Annotated in this window: 20 protein-coding genes and 1 tRNA gene; 13 read left to right on the forward strand and 8 right to left on the reverse strand. The window is 32.8% G+C overall.

Annotation, left to right across the window (positions count from 1 at the left end; genetic code table 11):
• Nucleotides 1-370, forward strand: a 370-nt coding sequence (locus NQ163_RS08395; RefSeq protein ID WP_268189877.1) for a hypothetical protein, incomplete at its 5' end; no start/stop codon positions are given.
• On the opposite strand, the gene NQ163_RS08400 is transcribed toward NQ163_RS08395, so the two are convergent.
• From NQ163_RS08400 to NQ163_RS08415, 4 genes are all read right to left on the reverse strand, one after another.
• A complete protein-coding gene (locus tag NQ163_RS08400) occupies nucleotides 332-1,297 on the reverse strand; it encodes a hypothetical protein (RefSeq protein WP_268189878.1) in 966 nt (321 codons plus the stop codon). The genes NQ163_RS08395 and NQ163_RS08400 overlap by 39 nt on opposite strands.
• 619 nt (nucleotides 1,298-1,916) lie before the next feature.
• Nucleotides 1,917-2,189 (reverse strand): hypothetical protein, encoded by a 273-nt coding sequence (locus NQ163_RS08405; protein ID WP_268189880.1) that lies wholly within the window; start codon nucleotides 2,187-2,189, stop codon nucleotides 1,917-1,919.
• Between the two features lie 297 nt (nucleotides 2,190-2,486).
• Nucleotides 2,487-3,287 (reverse strand): hypothetical protein, encoded by an 801-nt coding sequence (locus tag NQ163_RS08410; RefSeq protein WP_268189881.1) that lies wholly within the window; start codon nucleotides 3,285-3,287, stop codon nucleotides 2,487-2,489.
• Between the two features lie 316 nt (nucleotides 3,288-3,603).
• Nucleotides 3,604-4,263 (reverse strand): helix-turn-helix domain-containing protein, encoded by a 660-nt coding sequence (locus NQ163_RS08415; RefSeq protein ID WP_268189882.1) that lies wholly within the window; start codon nucleotides 4,261-4,263, stop codon nucleotides 3,604-3,606.
• 134 nt (nucleotides 4,264-4,397) lie between these two features.
• Between NQ163_RS08415 and NQ163_RS08420 the strand changes: the two genes are divergently transcribed.
• From NQ163_RS08420 to NQ163_RS08465, 10 genes are all read left to right on the forward strand, one after another.
• Nucleotides 4,398-4,634 (forward strand): helix-turn-helix domain-containing protein, encoded by a 237-nt coding sequence (locus tag NQ163_RS08420; protein ID WP_268189884.1) that lies wholly within the window; start codon nucleotides 4,398-4,400, stop codon nucleotides 4,632-4,634.
• A gap of 44 nt (nucleotides 4,635-4,678) precedes the next feature.
• Nucleotides 4,679-4,972, forward strand: a complete 294-nt coding sequence (locus tag NQ163_RS08425; protein WP_268189885.1) for a helix-turn-helix domain-containing protein — start codon at nucleotides 4,679-4,681, stop codon at nucleotides 4,970-4,972.
• A 423-nt stretch (nucleotides 4,973-5,395) separates the two neighbouring features.
• Nucleotides 5,396-6,754, forward strand: coding sequence for a hypothetical protein (locus tag NQ163_RS08430; protein ID WP_268189886.1), 1,359 nt, complete (start codon nucleotides 5,396-5,398; stop codon nucleotides 6,752-6,754).
• On the forward strand, nucleotides 6,751-7,380 hold the full coding sequence (locus NQ163_RS08435; protein ID WP_268189887.1) for a recombinase family protein: 630 nt from the start codon (nucleotides 6,751-6,753) through the stop codon (nucleotides 7,378-7,380). Before NQ163_RS08430 ends, NQ163_RS08435 begins: the two co-directional genes overlap by 4 nt.
• A 130-nt stretch (nucleotides 7,381-7,510) precedes the next feature.
• Nucleotides 7,511-7,861 carry a hypothetical protein gene (locus NQ163_RS08440; protein WP_268189888.1) on the forward strand — a complete coding sequence of 117 codons (351 nt, stop codon included), beginning with the start codon at nucleotides 7,511-7,513 and terminating at the stop codon, nucleotides 7,859-7,861.
• A 23-nt stretch (nucleotides 7,862-7,884) separates the two neighbouring features.
• A complete protein-coding gene (locus tag NQ163_RS08445) occupies nucleotides 7,885-8,178 on the forward strand; it encodes a hypothetical protein (RefSeq protein WP_268189889.1) in 294 nt (97 codons plus the stop codon).
• A 1,157-nt stretch (nucleotides 8,179-9,335) separates the two neighbouring features.
• The gene (locus NQ163_RS08450; RefSeq protein WP_268189890.1) at nucleotides 9,336-10,559 is read left to right on the forward strand and encodes a hypothetical protein; all 1,224 of its coding nucleotides are present in this window, start codon (nucleotides 9,336-9,338) and stop codon (nucleotides 10,557-10,559) included.
• A gap of 166 nt (nucleotides 10,560-10,725) precedes the next feature.
• The gene (locus NQ163_RS08455) at nucleotides 10,726-13,689 is read left to right on the forward strand and encodes a type I restriction enzyme HsdR N-terminal domain-containing protein (protein WP_268189891.1); all 2,964 of its coding nucleotides are present in this window, start codon (nucleotides 10,726-10,728) and stop codon (nucleotides 13,687-13,689) included.
• Between the two features lie 39 nt (nucleotides 13,690-13,728).
• Nucleotides 13,729-14,784, forward strand: a complete 1,056-nt coding sequence (locus NQ163_RS08460) for a hypothetical protein (RefSeq protein WP_268189893.1) — start codon at nucleotides 13,729-13,731, stop codon at nucleotides 14,782-14,784.
• 127 nt (nucleotides 14,785-14,911) lie between these two features.
• Nucleotides 14,912-15,652: a DUF2971 domain-containing protein gene (locus tag NQ163_RS08465; protein ID WP_268189894.1), complete on the forward strand. Its 741-nt coding sequence runs from the start codon at nucleotides 14,912-14,914 to the stop codon at nucleotides 15,650-15,652.
• A 344-nt stretch (nucleotides 15,653-15,996) separates the two neighbouring features.
• Here the strand turns inward: NQ163_RS08465 and NQ163_RS08470 are convergent.
• A tRNA-Cys gene (locus tag NQ163_RS08470) sits at nucleotides 15,997-16,067 on the reverse strand.
• A gap of 118 nt (nucleotides 16,068-16,185) precedes the next feature.
• Nucleotides 16,186-16,536, reverse strand: coding sequence for a dihydroneopterin aldolase (folB, locus tag NQ163_RS08475; protein ID WP_268189895.1), 351 nt, complete (start codon nucleotides 16,534-16,536; stop codon nucleotides 16,186-16,188).
• A gap of 304 nt (nucleotides 16,537-16,840) precedes the next feature.
• On the opposite strand from folB, the gene NQ163_RS08480 reads away from it, so the two are divergent.
• Nucleotides 16,841-18,553, forward strand: a complete 1,713-nt coding sequence (locus NQ163_RS08480) for a glutamine--tRNA ligase/YqeY domain fusion protein (protein ID WP_268189896.1) — start codon at nucleotides 16,841-16,843, stop codon at nucleotides 18,551-18,553.
• Between the two features lie 480 nt (nucleotides 18,554-19,033).
• Nucleotides 19,034-19,630: a hypothetical protein gene (locus NQ163_RS08485; protein WP_268189897.1), complete on the forward strand. Its 597-nt coding sequence runs from the start codon at nucleotides 19,034-19,036 to the stop codon at nucleotides 19,628-19,630.
• 67 nt (nucleotides 19,631-19,697) lie between these two features.
• On the opposite strand, the gene gltX is transcribed toward NQ163_RS08485, so the two are convergent.
• Nucleotides 19,698-21,230, reverse strand: coding sequence for a glutamate--tRNA ligase (gene gltX, locus NQ163_RS08490; protein ID WP_268189898.1), 1,533 nt, complete (start codon nucleotides 21,228-21,230; stop codon nucleotides 19,698-19,700).
• A gap of 80 nt (nucleotides 21,231-21,310) precedes the next feature.
• Nucleotides 21,311-21,697 (reverse strand): response regulator, encoded by a 387-nt coding sequence (locus NQ163_RS08495; RefSeq protein WP_268189899.1) that lies wholly within the window; start codon nucleotides 21,695-21,697, stop codon nucleotides 21,311-21,313.
• Nucleotides 21,698-21,805 lie beyond the last annotated feature (108 nt).

Genomic DNA, 21,805 nt, shown 5'->3' on the forward strand with positions numbered 1-21,805 from the left:
CCGCTGTTTCCGCAGGTCTGTTGTTTATAGTTCTGTTGTTAAAATCTCACTTCTGTATCCAGCCGAGCCAAACCGCGGCATGCGCCAGAGACCTCTGGAAAAACGCTTAACTTATTACAAGTTAAGCGTTTTGTTTTTTATGCCTGACGGAATACCTGACGGATTGTTATTTTTGTTGAGAAGTTTTCATTTTAGCCTAGTTGTGCCTAACGTTTCGCGGGTATGGCGACGTGCCGCCTTTGCCGCAGTGTGGTTGTTTAGTGTTCTATCGTTCAAATTCTCACTTTTGTATCAAGACGAGCCAAACTGCGGCATGCGCTATGACCCGCTGTTACCGCCAGTTAATTTTGTCAATATTACTTTTCATTGAATTTGTAGCATTGTCAATAAGCTCTGAAAACTCTAAATATTGTTCTTTGAATTCATTTATTAAATTATTCAAATCAATAAATAAATGGGACAAATCCTTACCTTTTTCAGCAATCTCTTTTCCAAATTTATGCGTTCTGAATAGATTGGATGAAACTAAATATTTTTGATTTGGTCTGAGTATTTCATCATAAAATTTTTGCAATTCCCTTTTTCCGGAAATTTCGTTGTAAAACTTTATAATTGAATCATTTATTGTTATGTAATGAGTGCTTGTTTCGTAATCTTTAGTATTTTGTCTTTCATAATCAACAAATTGTGCAAGTGCATCCTGATATTGTTTAAATACATCAACTAACTGTTCTCTGTACTTTTTACTCTCATTAAGTGCATGATTATGATATGACTGAACATCTGAAATTAAATTGTCAATAAAATCAACTTGACTGACAATATTGGATAATTCCATTTTCATTTTTACCGAATCAAATAACTCTTTTGAATCAATATGTAATATTCGTCGAAAATCATTTGATAATATTTTTGGAGGTGTCAAGCGAATCCCACTGTCAATTGTAGTATTATTTGCGAGATCAGAATATGCAAATTTTATCCTTGGAGCAAAAGATGTAATAATATTATCTAAATGATGCTTTACAAATTCTCTGATCTTTTTCTTTTGTTTATACTTTCCAATTTCTTTTATTATTACATTCGAGATTATTCCCAAAGAAAAAACTAGAATAGTTGAAACAGTGGTAAATAGAGCATCGTTAGAGACAAACGTTAATAGATCATCCTTTTGTTGTGAAACTAAAATAGTCTGTCTTAAATCGTTAAAGTTGGATTTATTTTGAATTCTTAATGAATCAAGTCCATTGGCAATAACCGAATAATCCGCATTCACCTTGATTGAATCCATTTTCATTAGACGAGGCTTATTATTAATAATAATGGTGTCCATTTATTCTTCCTTTTAATTGGCGGTAACGGATGGCGCTATGTAACGTAGGCGCCTTAATTGATTTATGTTTTAAATTTTATAAAAAGGCAAGGTAGCCATTTTAGGATTACATTTAACTATAACTATTCTAAAATGGCTACCTTGCCGTTGCTGATTAAAAGCACTAAACCTTCGCAAACCCGCAGCCCGCCTATGTTATATGAGCGCGTGTTGTAAAGCGTTTTTTTATGATGATTTCACTTTATCTATCAAATATTCTAGTGTAGACTTTTTCCAGCACTTTGCAATAATTATTAGGCTAATAATCAGCCATATGATTGAGCCAATTAATAGCAATATAAAGAGAGCATTCCATACTTCCTTTGATAATCCTAAGTAATCATTGAAAGTTGCCGTTAATAAAGTAACCAAAACCGTAACAAAAATTGACAATGGAGTAATCCAAGATCTCATTTTATTTAAGTTACCTAAATATTTCAATAATATATTTTCAAGTTTGTCATGTGTAATTTCAATAAGGTCACTTTTTACATTTGACATCCTTTTGTCAACAAATTTGTTATGTTCTGTGTGTGTAGTAAAATTATTCTCCATTATCTCCTCCTTCCATTTCTTCTTTTGAAATCAGAGCATAAGCAGCATGTGGCGTTATGGCTCCACAATTAGCACAAGCGACAAGAACAATAGGAACACTTCCTTCATCATTTATATTATCACCTAAACTATCAAATAAATTATACCTTGAAAAACCATCAAACAAAAATTTTCGCCCTTCGCCACACCTTACACAAGGTCTGTTGACCCCTTTTTCATCTAAGGCTTTTTGTATGGCTTCTCTATTAAATTTATAGTCCATTTGTTATTTATATTATCAGTGGTTAATATTATTTACTTTCATTTTTAGCATAGTTGAAAACTACTAAACTTTAAATTTGGCATTCAACCGTAAATGCTTTACAACGGTCTTGCTAAGTTTTCGTGGGCGATTAAAAGAACCAACCCTTTTCAAACCGCGCGAAAGCAAGCCGCTTAATTTTGTTTATATTTTTTTGCAAACCAAATCTAGGTGGCTTGCTGGTGTTTATTAATTGAACTAAACTTTCGAATCGCTCATAACCGCCCATGAAATTTAGCTTTTGTTAGGCGTAGATTTTTACTTTGTCCTTCTTAAATGATGCGTAACTCCATTGTCAAAATCATAAAGATAAATTGCTTTTGGGGCAATACACACAATCATAAATTCCTTTTTCTTATTTAATAATAGTACTCCTCTTCTTTCAAAGTCTAATGTGTCAGCTACTAAGGTATTATTCTCAGAATCAACAATCTTCAGTTTTTTAATTTCTAAATCACCGCTTAGTTGCCACTCATTATTCAAATCCTTGTCAACAAATGCAAATTGACTTATAGTATCTGGCATCCAATGTCCATTAATTGAAGATTGTCCTGCAATTTGCCAGTATCCAATAGACTTTTCTTCTATTTTTGCATAATGAAGTGAGTCTGGTGTAATCAAGCAATCAATATTTTCAATTTTTTTAAAATTATTCCAAAATGATGAATTATTAGCAATCAATACGGTTGATTGTTTATTAACCAGCTCAGTAAAGTAAATCATTCCAAGTTCAGGGTAACAAGCAATTATTTCTTTATTTGAAGAATCATTATTAAATATTAGTCCTAAAAATATGACTTTATCAAATTCGCCTTCCTTATAAATCGTCGTGTCAGGTGAAATAACTAATTGATAGATGTCGGTTATTTTCACAGTATCATTTTCTAATTCCATTGGGGCTAAGAAATCAATGATTTTTCTTTGACAATCTTCGTTAAGATTGATTGATTTTGACAAATAATCAGCTTGGAAAGGAGACTGTGTTTCAGAATCTGTGCAACTCCAAAAAATCAATACTATTAATGCTACTATATAAATCCGCGTATTTTTAAAAATCATTTTACATTGTGTGTTTAGAATAACTTTGCGACTCGTTTAAATTTACGCCTAACGTATATGTTAGCTTAACTAGTTACGTTTATTTTTCTTATATCTTTTTACTCTATTACGTTTACATGTCTAATTTGCGGATGTAAACTTAATAAAGTTACAAATAGCAGTAATATACAATTGCTAAATAATAAAAAAGATGAGTTCTTAACTTTGTTTAGAACTCATCTAGATATGTTAAAGGCGAAATTCTATTCGCCTATATTGCTTTTTGTTGCATCATTCGTGTCTGTCCTGTTAGGTTAGGGATCGCCATTCTTTTTTACTACTTAATAAACTTATCTAGTAAATCTAAGTTCTTAAAATCATCTTTCTTTTTATCCCTCCAAAACTCTACAACTCCAACTCCCATACCTTTTACCAAATATGGTAAGAGAGGAGGATAAATCACAAGAGTTAGGGCATTACACATCTCTGCCATTAATAAAATATCCTCACGCTGATTATGAATAGTTTGATTATCTAGACTTATATTTTGAAATAAAGCTTCCAGTTCGTTCAATTTAATAGCTATTGATGCGACCTTTTCATGAAATTTCAATTCTTGAGTAAAGTTCTCACGCTTATATAAAGCATCCTCTCCATAATTCTCTTCTTCTTGTCTAATAACCGTTATCATAACATCCAAGCCTAAAGTGAAGGGTTTCAGGATGTTCCATATGTTTTTGGAGCTTTGTAACATCTCTCGATAGACATCTGGACTATTCTCATTAGATGTAAGTGTATCATCTCCACCAAATAATAACCAGTCCGCAGAAACATTAAATTCAGCTTTTAACACCTCTAATACTTTAGTACTAATGTCTCTTTTGCCTTGTTCTATCAACATTAAGGTTGATCGGGATACGTTTAACTTTTCAGCAAATTCATTTTGAGATAAATTTTTTTTAATTCTCAATTCCTTAAGGCGTTCAGCTACAGTCATTTTATGATTATTTCAAAAAATAAATTACAAAACAACTCAAAAAGAGTTGTTATATATTCATTAATTGTGTTGTTTTGTAATAGCGAATGAGTTTTAACGTTCGCGGTTTGTTTACTAATTCAATATTTAAAAATATGGAAAATCTTAATAAAATAAAAGAGCTTGGAACTAAGCTCCCAAGAGGAGCTAAGGTTAAAATTTCAAACAAGTGTGGTGTTTCTCGATCTCTTGTAACTCAATTCTTTAATGGTCAAAAACTACCATCTATAAAAACGGTAAAAAAAATTCTTGTAGCAACATGTGAAGTCGTGGAAGACTATAAGAAAGAATCACAAGCGGTAGATTTTATAGTGGATACTATAAAACTTTAGTGATTACAAAGCAACTCAACAAATACTACAACACAACACAAAGAATGACTGAAAAAATACTACAAGTCTCTGAAATGAATGCATCTGATCTAACAAAGCAGTTTCAATTACTAACAAAAAAATTGTCTGAGTTAGAACAATACATTAAGCCGGTAAAACAAGAAACCCTATTAAGTCCTAAAGATGTTATGGAGTGGCTTAAAATTACTCCTCCAACATTAAATGATTGGGCTAAAAAAGGCATATTAATCAGGTATAAACTAGGTAACCGAGCTTTTTATAAGAAAGAAGAAATAATTAAGAGTTTAGATGGTTCGAAATATTCAGATAGGCTATGATTACATTTTCAAATAGATCCAATACAGTTTTTCGAATCTTGTTTTTAATATTGGCTATGGGGGCTTTAATAGGAGTTTTCTATGGAGCTTATTTTCACATATTTTCTTGCCTTGCATTTGCAAGCGTATTTGTGATTTCTGCACCAGAAAGAAAGATGAAAAAGAAGCCTGTAAAAAACTACACTAAAGAAGCTTATATCTTTAAAGCAAGTATAGCACGCTAATAAAAATAGGTACAGATACACCACTTTTTATGCCTGAAAATCTCAGGAAAATTCCACTCTGGATAATAGTACACGCGTAAACTTTTGGTACGCATACACCATTTTTCCGAACAATTAAATAACTGCTTTTTTATCCTATTTCTTACCCGTGATAGATTGTATCATTATAGAGCTTACTGACTTTGATATCGGCCTTTGGATGAATAACCCAAAGCTGAAATTCAATGTGTTGACTTCGGTTGATACAGGTGAGTTAATTGGCAGTAAAAAAGCATATTACAATGGTTTGGAGTTTACCATAGAACCCAAAGGAAAAGTAAAAATCAAAGGATCTATACACAAGTACTACAATGAAGGATTACATAATGGAGATCGCTTTTCATTTGATGATTTTCTAAAGGCAGTTAGCCTCCTTTCTGAGTTTGGAGTTATACCAGATAAGGCCATGCTAAGAGGTTTTGAAATTGGTCTGAATCTGGATACTGCTAAATCAAAAATAGACACTAAAGTCTTTTTGGATAGTATTTTATATTGTCGTGGTGTAGAAGGTGCAGACATGGAAATAAACGGTAAAAGCGGTTACGGGTATCGTTATAAAACTACCAATACCACCTATAAGTTCTATGATAAGATGGAACAAGCTTGTTTGCAGTCGGAAAGATTACGCATAGAAACCAAGTTTACTAAGATGAGAGCTGTTGAAAGTTTTCATATAAGAACATTGGCTGATTTAATGAATAAAGAAAAACTTAGCAAGTTGATAGCTGCTAAATATCTAAGGTTCATTGATGAAACGATTTTCTTTGAATGGAATCAAATCAAGACGCCCCGTAGACTTCCTAAGAAATACAAAGACAAATTTAGGGATTTAAGAAACCCTGATTGGTGGATAAAGGATGAAAGGTGCAGGAAAGAGAGAAATCAGAACAAAAAACTACTGGAAAAACTTATAGATAAGTATGCTAAACGCAATATTAAAAACATTCTGAAAGACCTTATTTTATTGGAGCTTCAAGAGTTTTCACGCAGTAAAAAAGGTTACAGATACACCGAATTTGAAAGTCTTTTCTTTCCATCTATAAATAATACAAAAAACGCAGAAAAAAAGGTAACGAATACACCATGTATTGTATGGTGCGAATCAACCGACCAAGGGGAGGTAAAAAAAGAGAAAATATATTGTGAGGTATGTGGAAAAGAAATAACACACCAGAGAAAAGGTTCTAGATATTGTTCCCACAATAGAAAGTGCAGGGATACGGCCTATAACCTTAAAATTTCAGAGAAGAGAAAAAACAAAAGACTTAAGCAGGAAAAAGAGATTACCAAAATTATAAAGGAAATAGGTAGCCAGTTACAGCTTGTTAGAACTACCAACCCCAAAAGCAAAAGAAATCATCCAAGAGGAAAACCAATGAGAAGAACCTCAATAGTTGTTTCAGCCAATGGAAGAAAAAGATACTTCCACGGATCAGCAGCAAGGTACTTTATTCAGGAATTTGAAAAGAAGGCAGAAACAAATGATATCAACCCTAAAAATAAATTAAAAAGAGCATGAGTACAGATAAGAAAGTCTACAAGTATGCCAGAGTATCAACCACAGGACAGAATGAAGACAGACAGGTTGATGGACTAAAAGACATTAAAGGTGAATTGGTCATAGATAAGTATTCAGGCATGATGCCATTTGCAGAAAGACCAAGTGGAAAGATTATTATTGATGCAGTTCGAAAAGATAAGATTTCCGAATTGGTTGTCTATGACTTTGATCGACTGGGTAGAAGTGTTCCTGATGTTTTAAAAACACTGGAATTGATGAAAGAAAATCAGGTAACGGTTACCATTTACAAAATGGGAATGAAAAGCTATATCGATGGTCATTACAACCAAATGTTTGATTTCATGTCGGCCCTAATGGTATTGGCTGCAAAAATGGAGTATGACAGAATCAAGGACAGACAAGCTGAAGGTATAGCCATAGCAAAAGCCAAAGGAGTTTATAAGCTTCATGCTGGAAAAGGAAAAATGACAAAAGAGCAATACGAAAAGCAGCATGCTGATATTATTGAACTTTTAGGTGATGGGAAATCCATTCGGAATATTGCCAAATTGGTAAAAAAATCAGTCACTACGGTTCAACGAGTGAAAAAGCATATCGAGACACAAAAAACGTATTCAAATTAGGCTCACCACAATGAATACACAAAACAGGACAATTTTGACCCTATTAGGTGTGTATTCCTATATAACCTAAAGGGTATACGCTAAAATGAATACAAAAATAAAATCAGATCAAAAAAGTAAACTATACAAAATGAATAAGGAAAAAAATACACTAAAAGCAAAAGAAAATATTATTGATATACTTGAAACCATTGTTACTGCAAACCGTGTATTTGAAAACATTGAAAATGTAACTGGATGTTGCGATTTAATAGGTTCAGTTAACGCTTGGGTTTCTATTGTTTTTTTAATGGGTCTTGATCTCGATTCAAATAGTATTAGAGATGATGAACTTCTAGATAAATACACTGAAATATTTGAAAAAGGTTGTGAGTCTAAGATATCTAGTGCGGATGCTGCTCGTTTAATTTTTTCCAAAACAGAAACGGAGGTATATGGGGATTTGAAAAAACGTCCTCAGTTAAAATCTATTGCTGCTTAAGACAGATTAATTAAAAAATCACTATGAATAAATATGAAATGATAGAAGCCAATTATATCGCTTTGGTTTTATTTGATGCTACTAATGTTTGTATGAGTGTTGCTGAATGTGCAGAATTTCTTGGTGTTCATGAGAAAACTGTAAAAAATAGAATCTACACAAAGGATAAAACGAAAAAAATAGAGGCTAAACGATACGGAAAGGGTTATAGTATTCCGAAAGCTCAATTTATAAAAGAGATAGTTGAAAAATTCAAAAAAGATGAAGGAGAATGGTACAATACCAAACTATTAGGAAAACCAGAGAGATTGTTCTAAAATTATAATTCTATTCGAGAAGAACCTTTTAAATGTGCCCATTAGTTTAAATTACTGATGGGCATATTTGTTTATTAGATGTATTGAATGCTAGGATTATTTGGATAGAATTTTCAAATAAAACAGGAAATTGGTGTGTATTTCAAATGGCTTGTAAGGGGTATTAATCCGCTTATACAGCATTATACCTAGATAAAATTAGGCTTAAGTGTGGTTAATCCTATGTATTATAGTAAGTTCTAATATAAATATCTGGTAATTATCTATGTATTCCGATTACCACCTTTACATGGTATAAATAGGTTATATCAATAGAGTAATATATGCGTAAAAACAATGTAAATGTATTGATAGTCAGTTATGAAGTTGTTTTTTAGTGCTGTGTTGTTTCAACTATATGTGGTAGGTTAGCCAGTATCTACTGCATAAACAGGCTTGATAGTTTACTTTGCTATGGTTAAAGTCTTGAAAACATGGGAAAAGTGCAAATATGATCATTTAGCAATTACCAACTTATCCCGCTTACCCCCTTTACATGATGTTATTGGATGTTTCAGAAGTGTAATATGCGCTTATTGATAATGTAAAGTTTTTGAAAATCAGTTGTAAAGATGGAATTTGCAATGCTATTATACCTATATTTTGATTTGCAATAAAAGGTAGATTATATAGGATATATGGTATAGGCTAGCTTGATAGGTAACTTTGGTATTGTTAAAGGCTTGAAAATAAATCAAAAGTATCAATGTGGCTATCTGTCAGTTACCAATTTATCCCGTTTACCACCTTTAAGTAATATTATTGCATGATCCAGAAGTATTATATATACTTATTAATAATGTGTAATAACTAATAATCAACCGCATGGTTTATTTTGTCTTAATAAAAATTATCATTCGATCCAATAATAATTTTATGATGCTAATATATTTCGTAATCAATCTTTTAATTTTATAAATCAAGTTTGCTGAAGTATTATTCAATAAAATTATTGGATAAGTATCTACATTCTTGGATAAAGCAAACCAATAAAAGATACTCTTAAGGATGTATTTTTTTTGGGGGGGAGAGTTTGAGATATTTGGCAGCAGAATATAAGATAAAATAGGTTTTAACTACATAGTTAATTAAATTATTCCATGGTACTAATAAAAACAATGAAGAGATACATTAAAGAGGTTATTTTTATTATAATATGGTCTGTGATTTTCATGAAATTATTTGTTGTAGATGTTGAAAGACAATTTATTGAATATTACTTTATGGAGTTTAAACCATATTTTGCTTATAGAGTATTTTTTTACTCACTTATTTTGATTGTATGTTGGTATATCATTGGAAATAAGAGGTTCTTTAAGAATTTGGGTTATTTAGTTTTCTACCCAATTATCTTGCTATTATGGAAAGTACCAAAAATATTTTTCTGGCAAATACCAAAAATCTTATACAAGAGCAAAAGTTGGCTTTTAATCTATGCCTATATAAACTCTTGGATAAATCATTTTTGGCAGTTGAAATACAATATATTGCGATTTCTACTGCTTATGGTTTCATTAATTTTGATCTTTAAATCAAATAATGTAATTATCCTTTATGTTGTTAACTTTTTTATATTAGGATTATTAATTAGTCTGCTTGTTGATAAGTTCAAAACAGCATTTCAACCATTAAGACTATTTAAATTAAACCTAGAGTTATCAAATCTAAAGGACAAGGAAAAATATAATGTAGCTTCTAAGTTTATCGATAATTTGAAAGAAACAGAAGATGTTGAAAATTTAGATGAAGAAGATTCTACTAAAAATGAATTATCTGTTGAAAAAAAGCAAAAAGAAAATATAGAGCAAATTATTCTAATAAAGTCGATATTTTCTTTTGTAACAATACGAATGAAAGATTTCCTGAGTAGGAAAACTTATATTGTTGTGTTTTTCCTAAAAATACTTGTGGCTTTTTTAAATGCTTGGTTTCTAATTTCGTTACTCAATTATGGAGCATATAAAATTTCTGAATCAAACTTCGCTGTAAATAACGCTCCAAACTTTTTTGACTTTGTTTATTATACGTTTCATTCGATGCTACATGGCACAATACCTCATATAGTACCATCTGGCGTACTAGGAAAAGTTTTAGATATACTGGCTCCTTTTACTGGATTACTTCTAACCGGTACATTGCTGACGGTTTTCTTTACTGTCAAAACAGACAAGTACAAAGAAAACCTTGCAGAAATAATTGGTTTCACCGAAACCCAACTTTCTCAGTTTGAAAATGTCCTTATAGAAAAATATAACTTCACATTAAGTCAAGCTGTTAAGTTTTTAGAGTCCAAGAAAAGTTATGTGTGCATTATTGTAAAAGAATTGGATAAGATTGAATAGCTAATTTTTTTTGATATCGAATTAGATTGTTTGCCTATTAATTAGGTTTAAATGGATGTTGAATTTAGAAATATGAAGATCGATTTTTACAATCATCTTTCATCACCTCAACACAGTGCTATACTAGTAGGATTAAAATCAATATACAGGTTTAAATGTAATATAAATGAACGAAGAAGATATAAGAGGTAGGATATTATTACCATTTCTATATGATCTTGGCTTTGATAATTCTGAAATTTTCTTAGAAAAATCATTCACAATTAGATTAGGAAAATCTTGTCATAAAATAAGTGGAAGGTCAGACATTCTATGCAAGAGAAATGGCAAAAATTTGTTCATTATTGAGTTGAAAAATGATTCTATCACTATTAGTCAAAAAGATATTGATCAAGGAATTTCATATGCCAGATTACTTGAAGATAATATAGCACCTTTTACCATTATAACGAATGGTAAAATAACAAGGATTTTTGATTCTATAACAAAAAAAGAATTAATAGGTAGTAATATTTCAGAGCAATCAACATATTGGCAAAACGAGTCCACACTTTCAACAGATATAGACCTTAGAATTAGATTTGAAGCACTTAAAAATTTCGTGTCATTTTCGCCAGAAAATCTAAAACAATTTTGCGAAATGCAGGTGCGAGATAGAATGGGACCGATTATTGGAAATATTGATGACCCATTATCAAAATTTATAAAAGAACTACACATCCAAAGGCAAGATTTACAAGATAATTTTAACAAATTCATTAATTCAGATGCATCTATTTTTAGTATAGTTGGTTCAGCAGGCGTTGGTAAAACAAGCGCAATGTGTTCATTAGCACTTCAAAGGTTAAATCATGATTTTGTATTTTTTTACAATGCTGCTATAATTAATAAATCGCCTTTAGAGCATATCTCTCAGGATCTCAATGGAGTTTTTTCAAGTAAAAGTGAAAGTAGTTTAGTATTGAAGAAACTTAATGAATTTGGACGGTTTGTAAATAAACGAGTATTAGTTTTCATTGATGCTATTGATGAAAGTGTTGATTCAAATATATCTTTAGAATTAAGTGAAATAGCTTTTGCAATTAGGAATTTCAGTAAAATTAAAATATGTATTAGCTGTAAATCGACTATTTGGAAGAACATTTTAACTATAAATGGTAATTGTACTCATTTATTTGAAGAGTTAAATAAATTTCATGACTTAATTGGCTCTTTAGACAATACCCCTGGATTTTTATTAAAAGATTTCAGAACTGATGAGCTTAAAGGGATTATTCCATTGTATCAAAAGGCTTTCGGCTTTAAAGGATGTATTTCCGAAACATTATTAAATGAATTAAGAAATGGATTCTTTTTGCGAATTTTCAGTGAAGTGTATTGTAATAAGCTAATCCCGCAAAAAATAGATGATAAAGATTTAATAAAAAGGTACATTAATCAATCTCTTGAAAAAACAAAAATAGGGGTCACCACTGGCTTGAGAATTCTTTCAAAAATTGGATATATATTGATAAATCATAAATACCATGAATGGGAATCTTTTAAGGATGAAGGTTTGGAAGTAGAAAACCTACTGGACAATCTAAACTTTTCAATTGATGAAGTATTACCAGAGGATTTATTTGATAGAAACATTCTAATAAAATCTAATAAGGAAGATTCTTATAATATATCATTTTATTATTCCAAGATTCGTGATTACGTAATCTGTTTTCATTCATTTAAATTAAATCAACTCAATAACGAAGAATTTTATAAATTACTTCCAAAGTTTTACGAGAACCACATTGGACAAAGTGCTCTTTCGTTTTATATGGAAAATGCAAATATTACACACAGAGACACTTTAGTCAAATATAAAAAAGATAAAGCTCTACAATATGTAAATGGTTATAATTCTTACTTAGATTTTAATTTCAGTAAGATTAAAGAGAAGTTTAACCCTAATACTAAGGGTGATATAGGTATTTTGCTTCCAAAAGATCTTTTGGAAAAAGATGGTTATGCCCTTTTTCCTATGAATTCCGATTCTGAGAGTAAAATAGAATATGAGAACTTATTGAATCCTTTTTCCTCACCTTATGATGAGAACAGAATTATTCAAAAAGGAGTGAAAAGAGTTCATAGTAGTAATATTTCAATAATGGTTTATGATCAAGATAAAATCATTAATAAGAATATATTTAAACAATTAAGAGAAATAATCCAAAAAGGAAAACTTAATGTATATAATTCTGATATTCTCTTAAAAGAACAGGTGGCAACAATACTTTATTATTATTATAAAAAATTAGATTATAATTTTAAATTAAAGGATTTTAATTTACCAAGATACGTATATATCTATCCAATTGATTTAAAGGAATTATGGGGTAGAATCTATAAATTTAGAGCTTTTGAATACTATAAAAGAAAAGAACGAGATTCAAGTACTATTACCCAAAAAGTACATGAAGCAATTACAACAAATTTGAACATACCTAAATTAAATATTACTGGCGATTTTCCTCCTTTTGAAGAGTTGTATAAAATAGTAAATATTCTACTTGAAAAGGGGTATGATGTTATAGAAAAACATCATCTTCCATACCCTGACAAGTCAGTAGATGAAGCCAAAGAAATTCAGGCTCAAAATTATAAAAATAGTTATGAGAGAATCAGGAGTGTACAATACAGTGAAGAACAAGCTAAGCTCTATATTAGGGAATTTTTTAAGCTATTAGAAATATGTTATAAAGATTTTGTTGAGTGGTGCTTTCCTAAAATGAAAGATGAGTTTTTATTTTATAATACTATACCACATGAGTATATCTTTTATATGAAAAATAAAGATGTACTTGATTTAGGTTGTTTTGGATACCGCCATTCTAATACTGAAAAATTTGATGTTACTTTCAGAGAGTATGATAAAGATACTCATAACTTAGCCTTTAAAGTTGAAAAACTAACTTCATTACATGGATTTTCACTTGATAAAATTCTACATAACGACTATAACAATAGAATAAAGGCAATAGATGGGATCAATACCCCACGAGTCGATGATTTTTGTGTTATGAGGAATTGGATTTATCGAATTCTTAAGAATGATATGAGAAAGCTTTTTAAAGAAAATGGTGAGAATATATAAGATGAAGAATAACATAATGATAATGAATTTAGATACGGAATGACATCAGAACAAGCAACAATAATTAGTTCAGCTTTAAGTGCAATTATTGCATTAACTGTAGTTTTTATTAACAAACAATACGAAAAAGGAAAGCAAAAGAAAGAAAAGTACGATGCCTTTAAAAAGTATGCAAATCCAATAATTTCTGCTTCTGAACAATTAGCTTGGAGATTAAAAGAAATCTTGGAATTCCAGGGTGCATATTTACTACCTAATGCACCACCGAATGTTTTTTTTAAATATAAATTTGATAGTACAGTTTACCGGCTCTGTTCTCTATTAGGTTGGATACAGGCAGCTAGGAAAGAACAATCATATTTTGAAGGTTTTAAAATTCATCACCATAAAGAAATTCAACTTGCAATTATAGATTTTCAAAAAAAACTAGCTGATGGCTCCCATATTGAAGTATCAATTTTAGATGATCTTGTAAAGCTTTATAATTTGAAACCTGTGAATTTGTCAGAAAATGATCGTGCATTACTTGGAGTTGAATTAGAAAAAATAATATTCAAATATATACCTAATAGCATTAAGAGGGATGCGAGTTTACTTAAGATTGATAAGCAAATAAATATGGTAAAAGAAATATTAGATCATATTTGCTATAAAACTAAACAATCTACAATCGAGGAAAAAGTTATTCGTGAGAAAATTGCTACTGCGATTAATGAAATTTCAAGGGAGTTTTGTTGGATCTATCGTGATTGGCAAACTGCGATTGGAGATGTAATGATTGAAGAAATTAATGGTGCTAATAGGAGGTTTGATATCATTGGTTTTGCGGAATTTCAAAATATTCATAGTACTAATAACTGGTTGAAAAAAGTGGATGGACTCTTTGCTTCTCTTGACGTATCGGTGAACGATAGATTTGATTCTCGTGTTCAACAGTTAAAGCAAGTATATTCTTCAATAATACACCTTATTGAAGTATTAAAAAAATTGATTAGCAAGCAGGAGACAATCCCAATGGATAGTTTTATGAAATTAAAGGCTTTTAATAGTAAAATTAATAATCAATCCGAAGTAGAATATACCAAGACTTTTTAGTAACCAGTATTTAATAAATGGGTTAGGTAGTTTCTGGCTGCAAATTGTTGTTTTTTTTTACAATCTTGAGCCTGCACTCTCTTGCAGGAATTTAACAGGTTTTATGCACTAAATATATTTAATGTTGATGAAAAAATTATATCACTATACAAGTATTAATAATTTGGCATTAATACTAAAGTCAGGATCTATTAGGTTTGGGAGGCTTGATTACGTTAATGATCCAACAGAGGGAAAGTCGGATGATTTTCATTCTCTATCATCTTATATTTTCATTTCATGCTGGACTGAAAATGAAGAGGAGAATTTAGCATTATGGAACATGTATACTCCCGATATGAATGGTGTTCGTATCGAATTAGAAATACCGTTATTTGAATCTTACAAAGTTGGTGAAACTGAAAATCTATTATTTAGCAAAAGTGAATTTTTGAATGAACAGGATGGTTATTTTATTGTTGGAGGATTAAATGAACCTTATAGAATTGAGTATACTGATGATATTAAATTACTTCAACCATCAATTCGAAATACAACAGGCTTACACGTAGAAAGTTTAGCAAAATGTAAAAGAAGTATATGGAAAGTTGAACAGGAATGTAGATATAGACTCGACATCTACCCTGTCGATAAAACAATACAAAGTGAATATTTTCCTGATCGATATCAACATTTAATAGATAATCAAACACCACCTCCAATTGAAGGATATATGGTTAAAATAAAGGATGAATCGTTTAGAAAAATGAAAATACGTTTTAGCCCAAAGCTTAAAAATGGTGATAAAGAAATTGTTCATGCTTTAGTGAATACTTATAATGGAAGTGCTACTATTCAAGAAAGTAGTTTGAAAGGGCTCATTCGATAAGATTTATAGAAGGATCATAGCTACTAAATGAATGGATGTAATACATGAAAATCCATAATTTCCTAAATGTCAGAGGGGGAGTAAATGAGGTTAATCCACTCAAACACATCTTCTACAACGCCCATAAATTCAGCTAATTAGAAAGAAAAACAAGGTTCTGGTGAGACTTACACCTAATACCTACGAAAATCTTATTGTGGAATTATCATTTCGTATTTGAAAATCTCCAATAGAATAATAATTCAATTAAAGAAAATTCTAAATCGGCAACAAAAACGGCAACACTAAAAAAACAAAAAACCCGCAACTACTTAGTAGTTACGGGTTTTATTCGAATTTTCCTGAGGTCTCTGGCGGATTCGAACCGCCGTAGACGGTTTTGCAGACCGCTGCCTAGCCACTCGGCCAAGAGACCCTATCTCCCTTAAAGGCGTTGCAAAGATATAAATTTCTGTTTTACCTATGCAAACTTTTTGCTAGCTTTTGTAACAAAATTTTTACACCCAAAATGCAAAGTTAGCATTATCAATAGCTTAACGGCTTAGTGTTAGGCTAACTTTTTCTATTTGTCCCCCCATTGGCGGGTTCATTTTCGATACTTTTACTGTTGCATGCTGCAATTCCGGGAAGTTTTCGTACAACATATCCAAAATTCGCTGGCAAACATGCTCCAACAAATGTGATTTAATTTGCAGTTGCTCCTTAATTTTTTCGTAGGCACGCTGGTAGTTCAAGGCATCGCCAATGCAATCGCTTTGTGCAGCCTTTGTTTCATCGTACTCCATGCGTACATACACGGTAAACTTGTTCCCTACAATCTGCTCCTCTTTAAAACATCCGTGATAGGCATAAAACTCCATGCCTTCCAATTCGATAATTCCCATCTCTGTTTGTTGTTGATATTCTGGGGCGAAATTAAAGAAAATCTTAGAAGTACAAAAAAGCTAGCAGTATTCAGCTATCAGCAATCAGCAGTCAGCTATCAGCAAATACTTCGTTTAATCCTCATTTACTCATTCACTAATTACCAAAATCACAAAAAAAACGTACTTTTGTTTTTTCGTTTTCAAAGAGGTACAGATGTAAAGATTTATTGTAAATTTATGTTTGTGCGTTTCAGAAACGAAAAGCAAGGCAGGATTCAATCGAATCCGAGGCAAATCATTGTATCATTTTAAATTGAAAAACATGGATAACAAAACTGTAAAGGAAGAGAGTGCTAACGAAAAATCTCTGAATTTTATCCAACAGATCATCGAGGAAGATCTGCAAAACAATGTAAATGATGGAAGAGTACACACCCGATTCCCACCAGAACCAAATGGGTATCTTCACATCGGTCATGCAAAGGCAATTTGCCTAAACTTTAGCCTTGCCCAACAATACCAGGGAAAATGTAATTTACGATTCGACGATACCAACCCGGTTAAGGAAGATACAGAGTATGTTGATTCTATTATGGAAGACATCAAATGGTTGGGTTTCGAATGGGAAGGTGAACCACATTATACTTCTGATTATTTCGATCAGTTATACGATTGGGCAGTTCAGTTAATCAAAGATGGCAAAGCCTATGTTGATGATCAGACTGCTGAGCAAATTGCAGAGCAAAAAGGAAGTCCAACGGTTCCGGGAACCGAAAGTCCTTTCCGTAACCGTAGCGTTGAGGAAAACCTTGATTTGTTCGCAAGAATGAAGAATGGTGAATACAAGGATGGAGAAAAAGTATTGCGTGCTAAAATCGATATGGCTTCACCAAACATGCACATGCGCGATCCGTTGATGTATCGTATTTTGCATGCGAATCATCACCGTACTGGCGACAAGTGGTGCATTTACCCAATGTACGACTATGCTCATGGCGAGTCGGATTATATCGAGGGAATTACCCACTCTATTTGTACATTGGAATTCGAAGTTCACCGTCCGCTTTACGAATGGTTTATCGATAACATTACTGATACAGAATACAGACCTAAGCAGCGCGAATTTGCCCGCTTAAACTTAAGCTACACGGTAATGAGTAAGCGTAAGTTATTGGAATTGGTTACCGATGGTCATGTAAATGGATGGGACGATCCACGAATGCCAACCGTTTCTGGTTTGCGTCGTAGAGGTTACACTCCTGCTGCTATTCGCAATTTTGCCGATACCATTGGTGTAGCAAAACGTAACAATGTTATTGATGTTTCTTTACTGGAGTTCTGTGTTCGCGAAGACTTGAACAAAACTGCAACTCGTGTAATGGGTGTGTTGGATCCGGTAAAATTGGTAATCACCAACTATGCCGAGGGCGAAGAAGAGTTGTTGACCATTGATAACAATCCGGAAGATGAGAATGCCGGAACTCGCGAAATTCCATTCTCGCGCGAATTGTATATCGAGCGCAACGACTTTATGGAGGATGCTCCTAAGAAATTCTTCCGTATGACTCCGGGTCGCGAGGTACGTTTAAAGGCTGCTTACATCGTAATGTGTGAGAAAGCGGTGTATGATGCTGATGGAAACATCACCGAAATTCACTGTACTTACGATCCTAAATCGAAGAGTGGTAGCGGAACCGAAGAGAGCAAGCGTAAAGTAAAAGGTACACTTCACTGGGTATCTGCAAAACATGCTGCTAAGGCTGAAGTTCGCGTTTACGATCGTTTGTTTAACGACGAAGCTCCTGACGGACACAAGGACAAAGATTTCAAGGATTTCATCAATCCTGATTCATTGGAGATTTTGAAAGACTGTTACGTTGAGCCATGCTTGAAAGATGCCAAGGCTGAAGATCACTTCCAGTTTACACGCTTGGGATACTTCTCGGTTGATAAGGATACCAATGCTGATCAATTGATCTTTAACCGTACTGTATCCTTGAAAGATTCTTGGGCAAAAGCGCAGAAGAAGAAATAATTTTTAGCTGTTAGCCAGATAAAATACAAACCTGTTAGGATGTAGAATCCTGACAGGTTTTTTTATGAATTAGCTTTTTTTGGTATTCCGACTATAGTTCGGCTTACCAATATTCTTTTGCAATAAAAATCTAAAATATTGAGAACCTCACTCAAAGTGAGAATCTCAAAACAAAATACTTAAACCTGTTGGGATTTTCCTGGCTGTTTTTTTATAATGATATGTCTGGAGTTCCCCGGGTTGAAACCCGTGATAATTGATATTTGTATAAATTCGAGTTGACAATTTACAACACCCCACTAGATAAAATTCTTTCGGGATATCCATAAATTAATACAAAATCCCAATCTATTGCTATGGGTTTTAACCCACGGATATCAAAAGCAAATGATCTCAATTATATATTTATAATATTTTTGTTTTGTTCATAAAGAACTCTTTTTCTAATTTTGCCGCCCTCATTATTTAAAATCACATCAAATGCAAAAAATACAATTCCCGGTGAACTTTGAATTCAAAGTTTCTACCATTGCCAACGACTTTACGGCTACCGATGCCGATGGCAAAACATTAGCTTACGTCCGCCAGAAAATGTTCAAGCTTAAAGAGGACATTCAAATTTATAGTGACGAAAGCCGCACAAAACAAAACTATAGCATTAAAGCCGACAAGTGGTTAGATTTTTCTACTGCCTATAAGTTCCTGGATGAAGATCAAAAAGAATTTGGTAAGGTAGTTCGCAAGGGCTGGAAATCCATTTGGAAAGCAGAATACAAAATATTTAACGGAAGCGAACAAGAGAAATACAATATTCGCGAAGAAAATGGCTGGATCAAAGTATTGGATTCAATTCTATCGCAAGTTCCTGTATTGGGAATTCTTACGGGTTACCTTTTCAATCCATCCTACATTGTAAAAGATCAGGATGAACAAGAAATTATTCGCTTGAAAAAGATGCCTTCCTTCTTTGGTCGTAGATTCGAATTGACAAAATTGGGTGAGATGAACGAGGAAGATAATGACAGAATCATGTTGAGTCTTATGATGATGATTCTTTTGGAAAGACGCAGAGGCTAACACACATTAAAAGAAAAGGGCTGCCAATTAATAATCGACAGCCCTTTTTATATCTAAAATCAATGATTTATTTTTTGATATTCTCCATTGCAAAATCCAAACGAGCAATGCTTTCTTCTTTTCCAAGAATTTCGATAATATCGAACATGTGAGGGCCTTTACCTGCACCTACCATAGCCAAGCGGAATGGGTTCATCACTTTTCCAAAGCCTATTTCCTTTGAGGTGATCCATTCTTTAACTACTTCCTCTGTATTTGCTGATGAGAAATCTTCGATGCCTTCTAAAATGCCTTTTAATTCGGTCATCAATTCAGGAGTATCCGCTTTCCATCCTTTTTTCACAGTTTTGGCGTCGTACTCTTTTGGAGCTTCGAAGAAGAAGTTCACCTGATCCCAAAGTTCAGCAATAAAATCTACACGATCTTTCACCATTCCGCATACACGGTTCACAACAGCTTGATCAGCTTCAATCTCTTTTGCTGTTAATACCTCTTTGGTAAATAGGCTACCAATCTCCTCATCTGATTTGTTTACCAGGTATTGGCGATTGTACCATTTGGTTTTCTCCGGATCAAACTTCGCTCCTGATTTATTAACTCTCTCCAATGAGAATGCTTGCGAAAGCTCCTCCATTGAGAAGATTTCCTGCTCAGTTCCCGGGTTCCAACCCAAGAAAGCCAACATGTTTACGAAAGCTTCCGGGAAATATCCATCCTCGCGGTATCCTGAAGAAATGTCATTGCTTTTCGGATCGGTCCACAACAATGGAAACACTGGGAAACCTAACTTATCGCCATCACGCTTGCTTAATTTTCCTTTACCAACTGGTTTTAAAATTAACGGCAAGTGTGCGAATTTAGGCATGTCTTCAGCCCATCCTAGTTGTCTGTAAAGCAACACGTGCAATGGCATTGATGGCAACCACTCTTCACCACGAATTACGTGAGAAATCTTCATCAAGTAGTCATCTACCACATTTGCCAGGTGGTAAGTTGGCATTCCATCCGACTTGAACAATACTTTATCATCCAAAGTAGAGGTATTGAAAACAACATGTCCACGAATTTCATCATCCATGTGTAATTCTTCGCCAACTGGCATTTTAAAACGAACTACATACGCTTCACCCGCTTCAATTTTTCTTTGAACCTCTTCGGCAGGCAATGCCAATGAGTTGTTCAAATTTTCACGAGTTTCGTGATTGTATATAAAAGTCTTCTTTTCTTCTTCGCATTTCTTACGGATAGCATCCAACTCCTCAGGAGTATCAAATGCATAATAAGCATCACCCGAAGCAATCAACTTATCGGCATACTCACGATACATTGGCTTACGTTCCGACTGACGATAAGGGCCATATTCTCCACCTACGGTAGCTCCTTCGTCAATTGTAATTCCGCACCATTTTAGCGCTTCTACAATATAATCTTCAGCTCCTGGAACATATCTTGTTTGATCGGTATCCTCGATACGCAACAAAAATTCACCATCGTGCTTTCTCGCAAATAAATAGTTAAATAAGGCTGTTCTTACACCACCCATATGCAACGGTCCGGTCGGACTTGGTGCAAATCGAACTCTGACTTTCTTTTCGCTCATTTTTATATCCGTTAATTTCGCTGCAAAGATAAGAAAATGGAAAAAGAAATTTTTGTAGAAAATTAAGAAACTGCTTAAAATTAAATAAATCGAGCAATCACATCCTTTAGGCCGTTAATATCAATAGGTTTTGTCACAAAATCATCGCAGCCGGCAGCCATAATCTCTTCGTATGCTTCACCATAATGGTAAGCTGTTTGTGCAATTACAGGAATTTGTTGATTTAATTTCTTGATATTTCGAGTAGCATCATAACCATTCATTATTGGCATTTGCATATCCATTAACACCAAATCAATTTCAGGATTGGACTCAAAAATACGAATGGCTTCTTCCCCATCTCTGGCTCGAATTAAACGAGCATTGGTATCTGTAAGCACTTCTTCCAGAAAGATATAGTTAAAATCTTCATCTTCTGCCACAAGTAACACTTTACCTTCCCAATTGTATTCAGAGGAGAAATTCATATGCTGTATCGTCTTATTTATTAGTTAAATAATTGTCGTATATCAAAGTTAGAATATTTTATGATAAGACAAAAAAAATCCCAATCTAATATGAACTTTTTTATACCT

It is taken from the genome of Marinifilum sp. D737 (assembly GCF_026672275.1).
Classification (GTDB): domain Bacteria; phylum Bacteroidota; class Bacteroidia; order Bacteroidales; family Marinifilaceae; genus Marinifilum.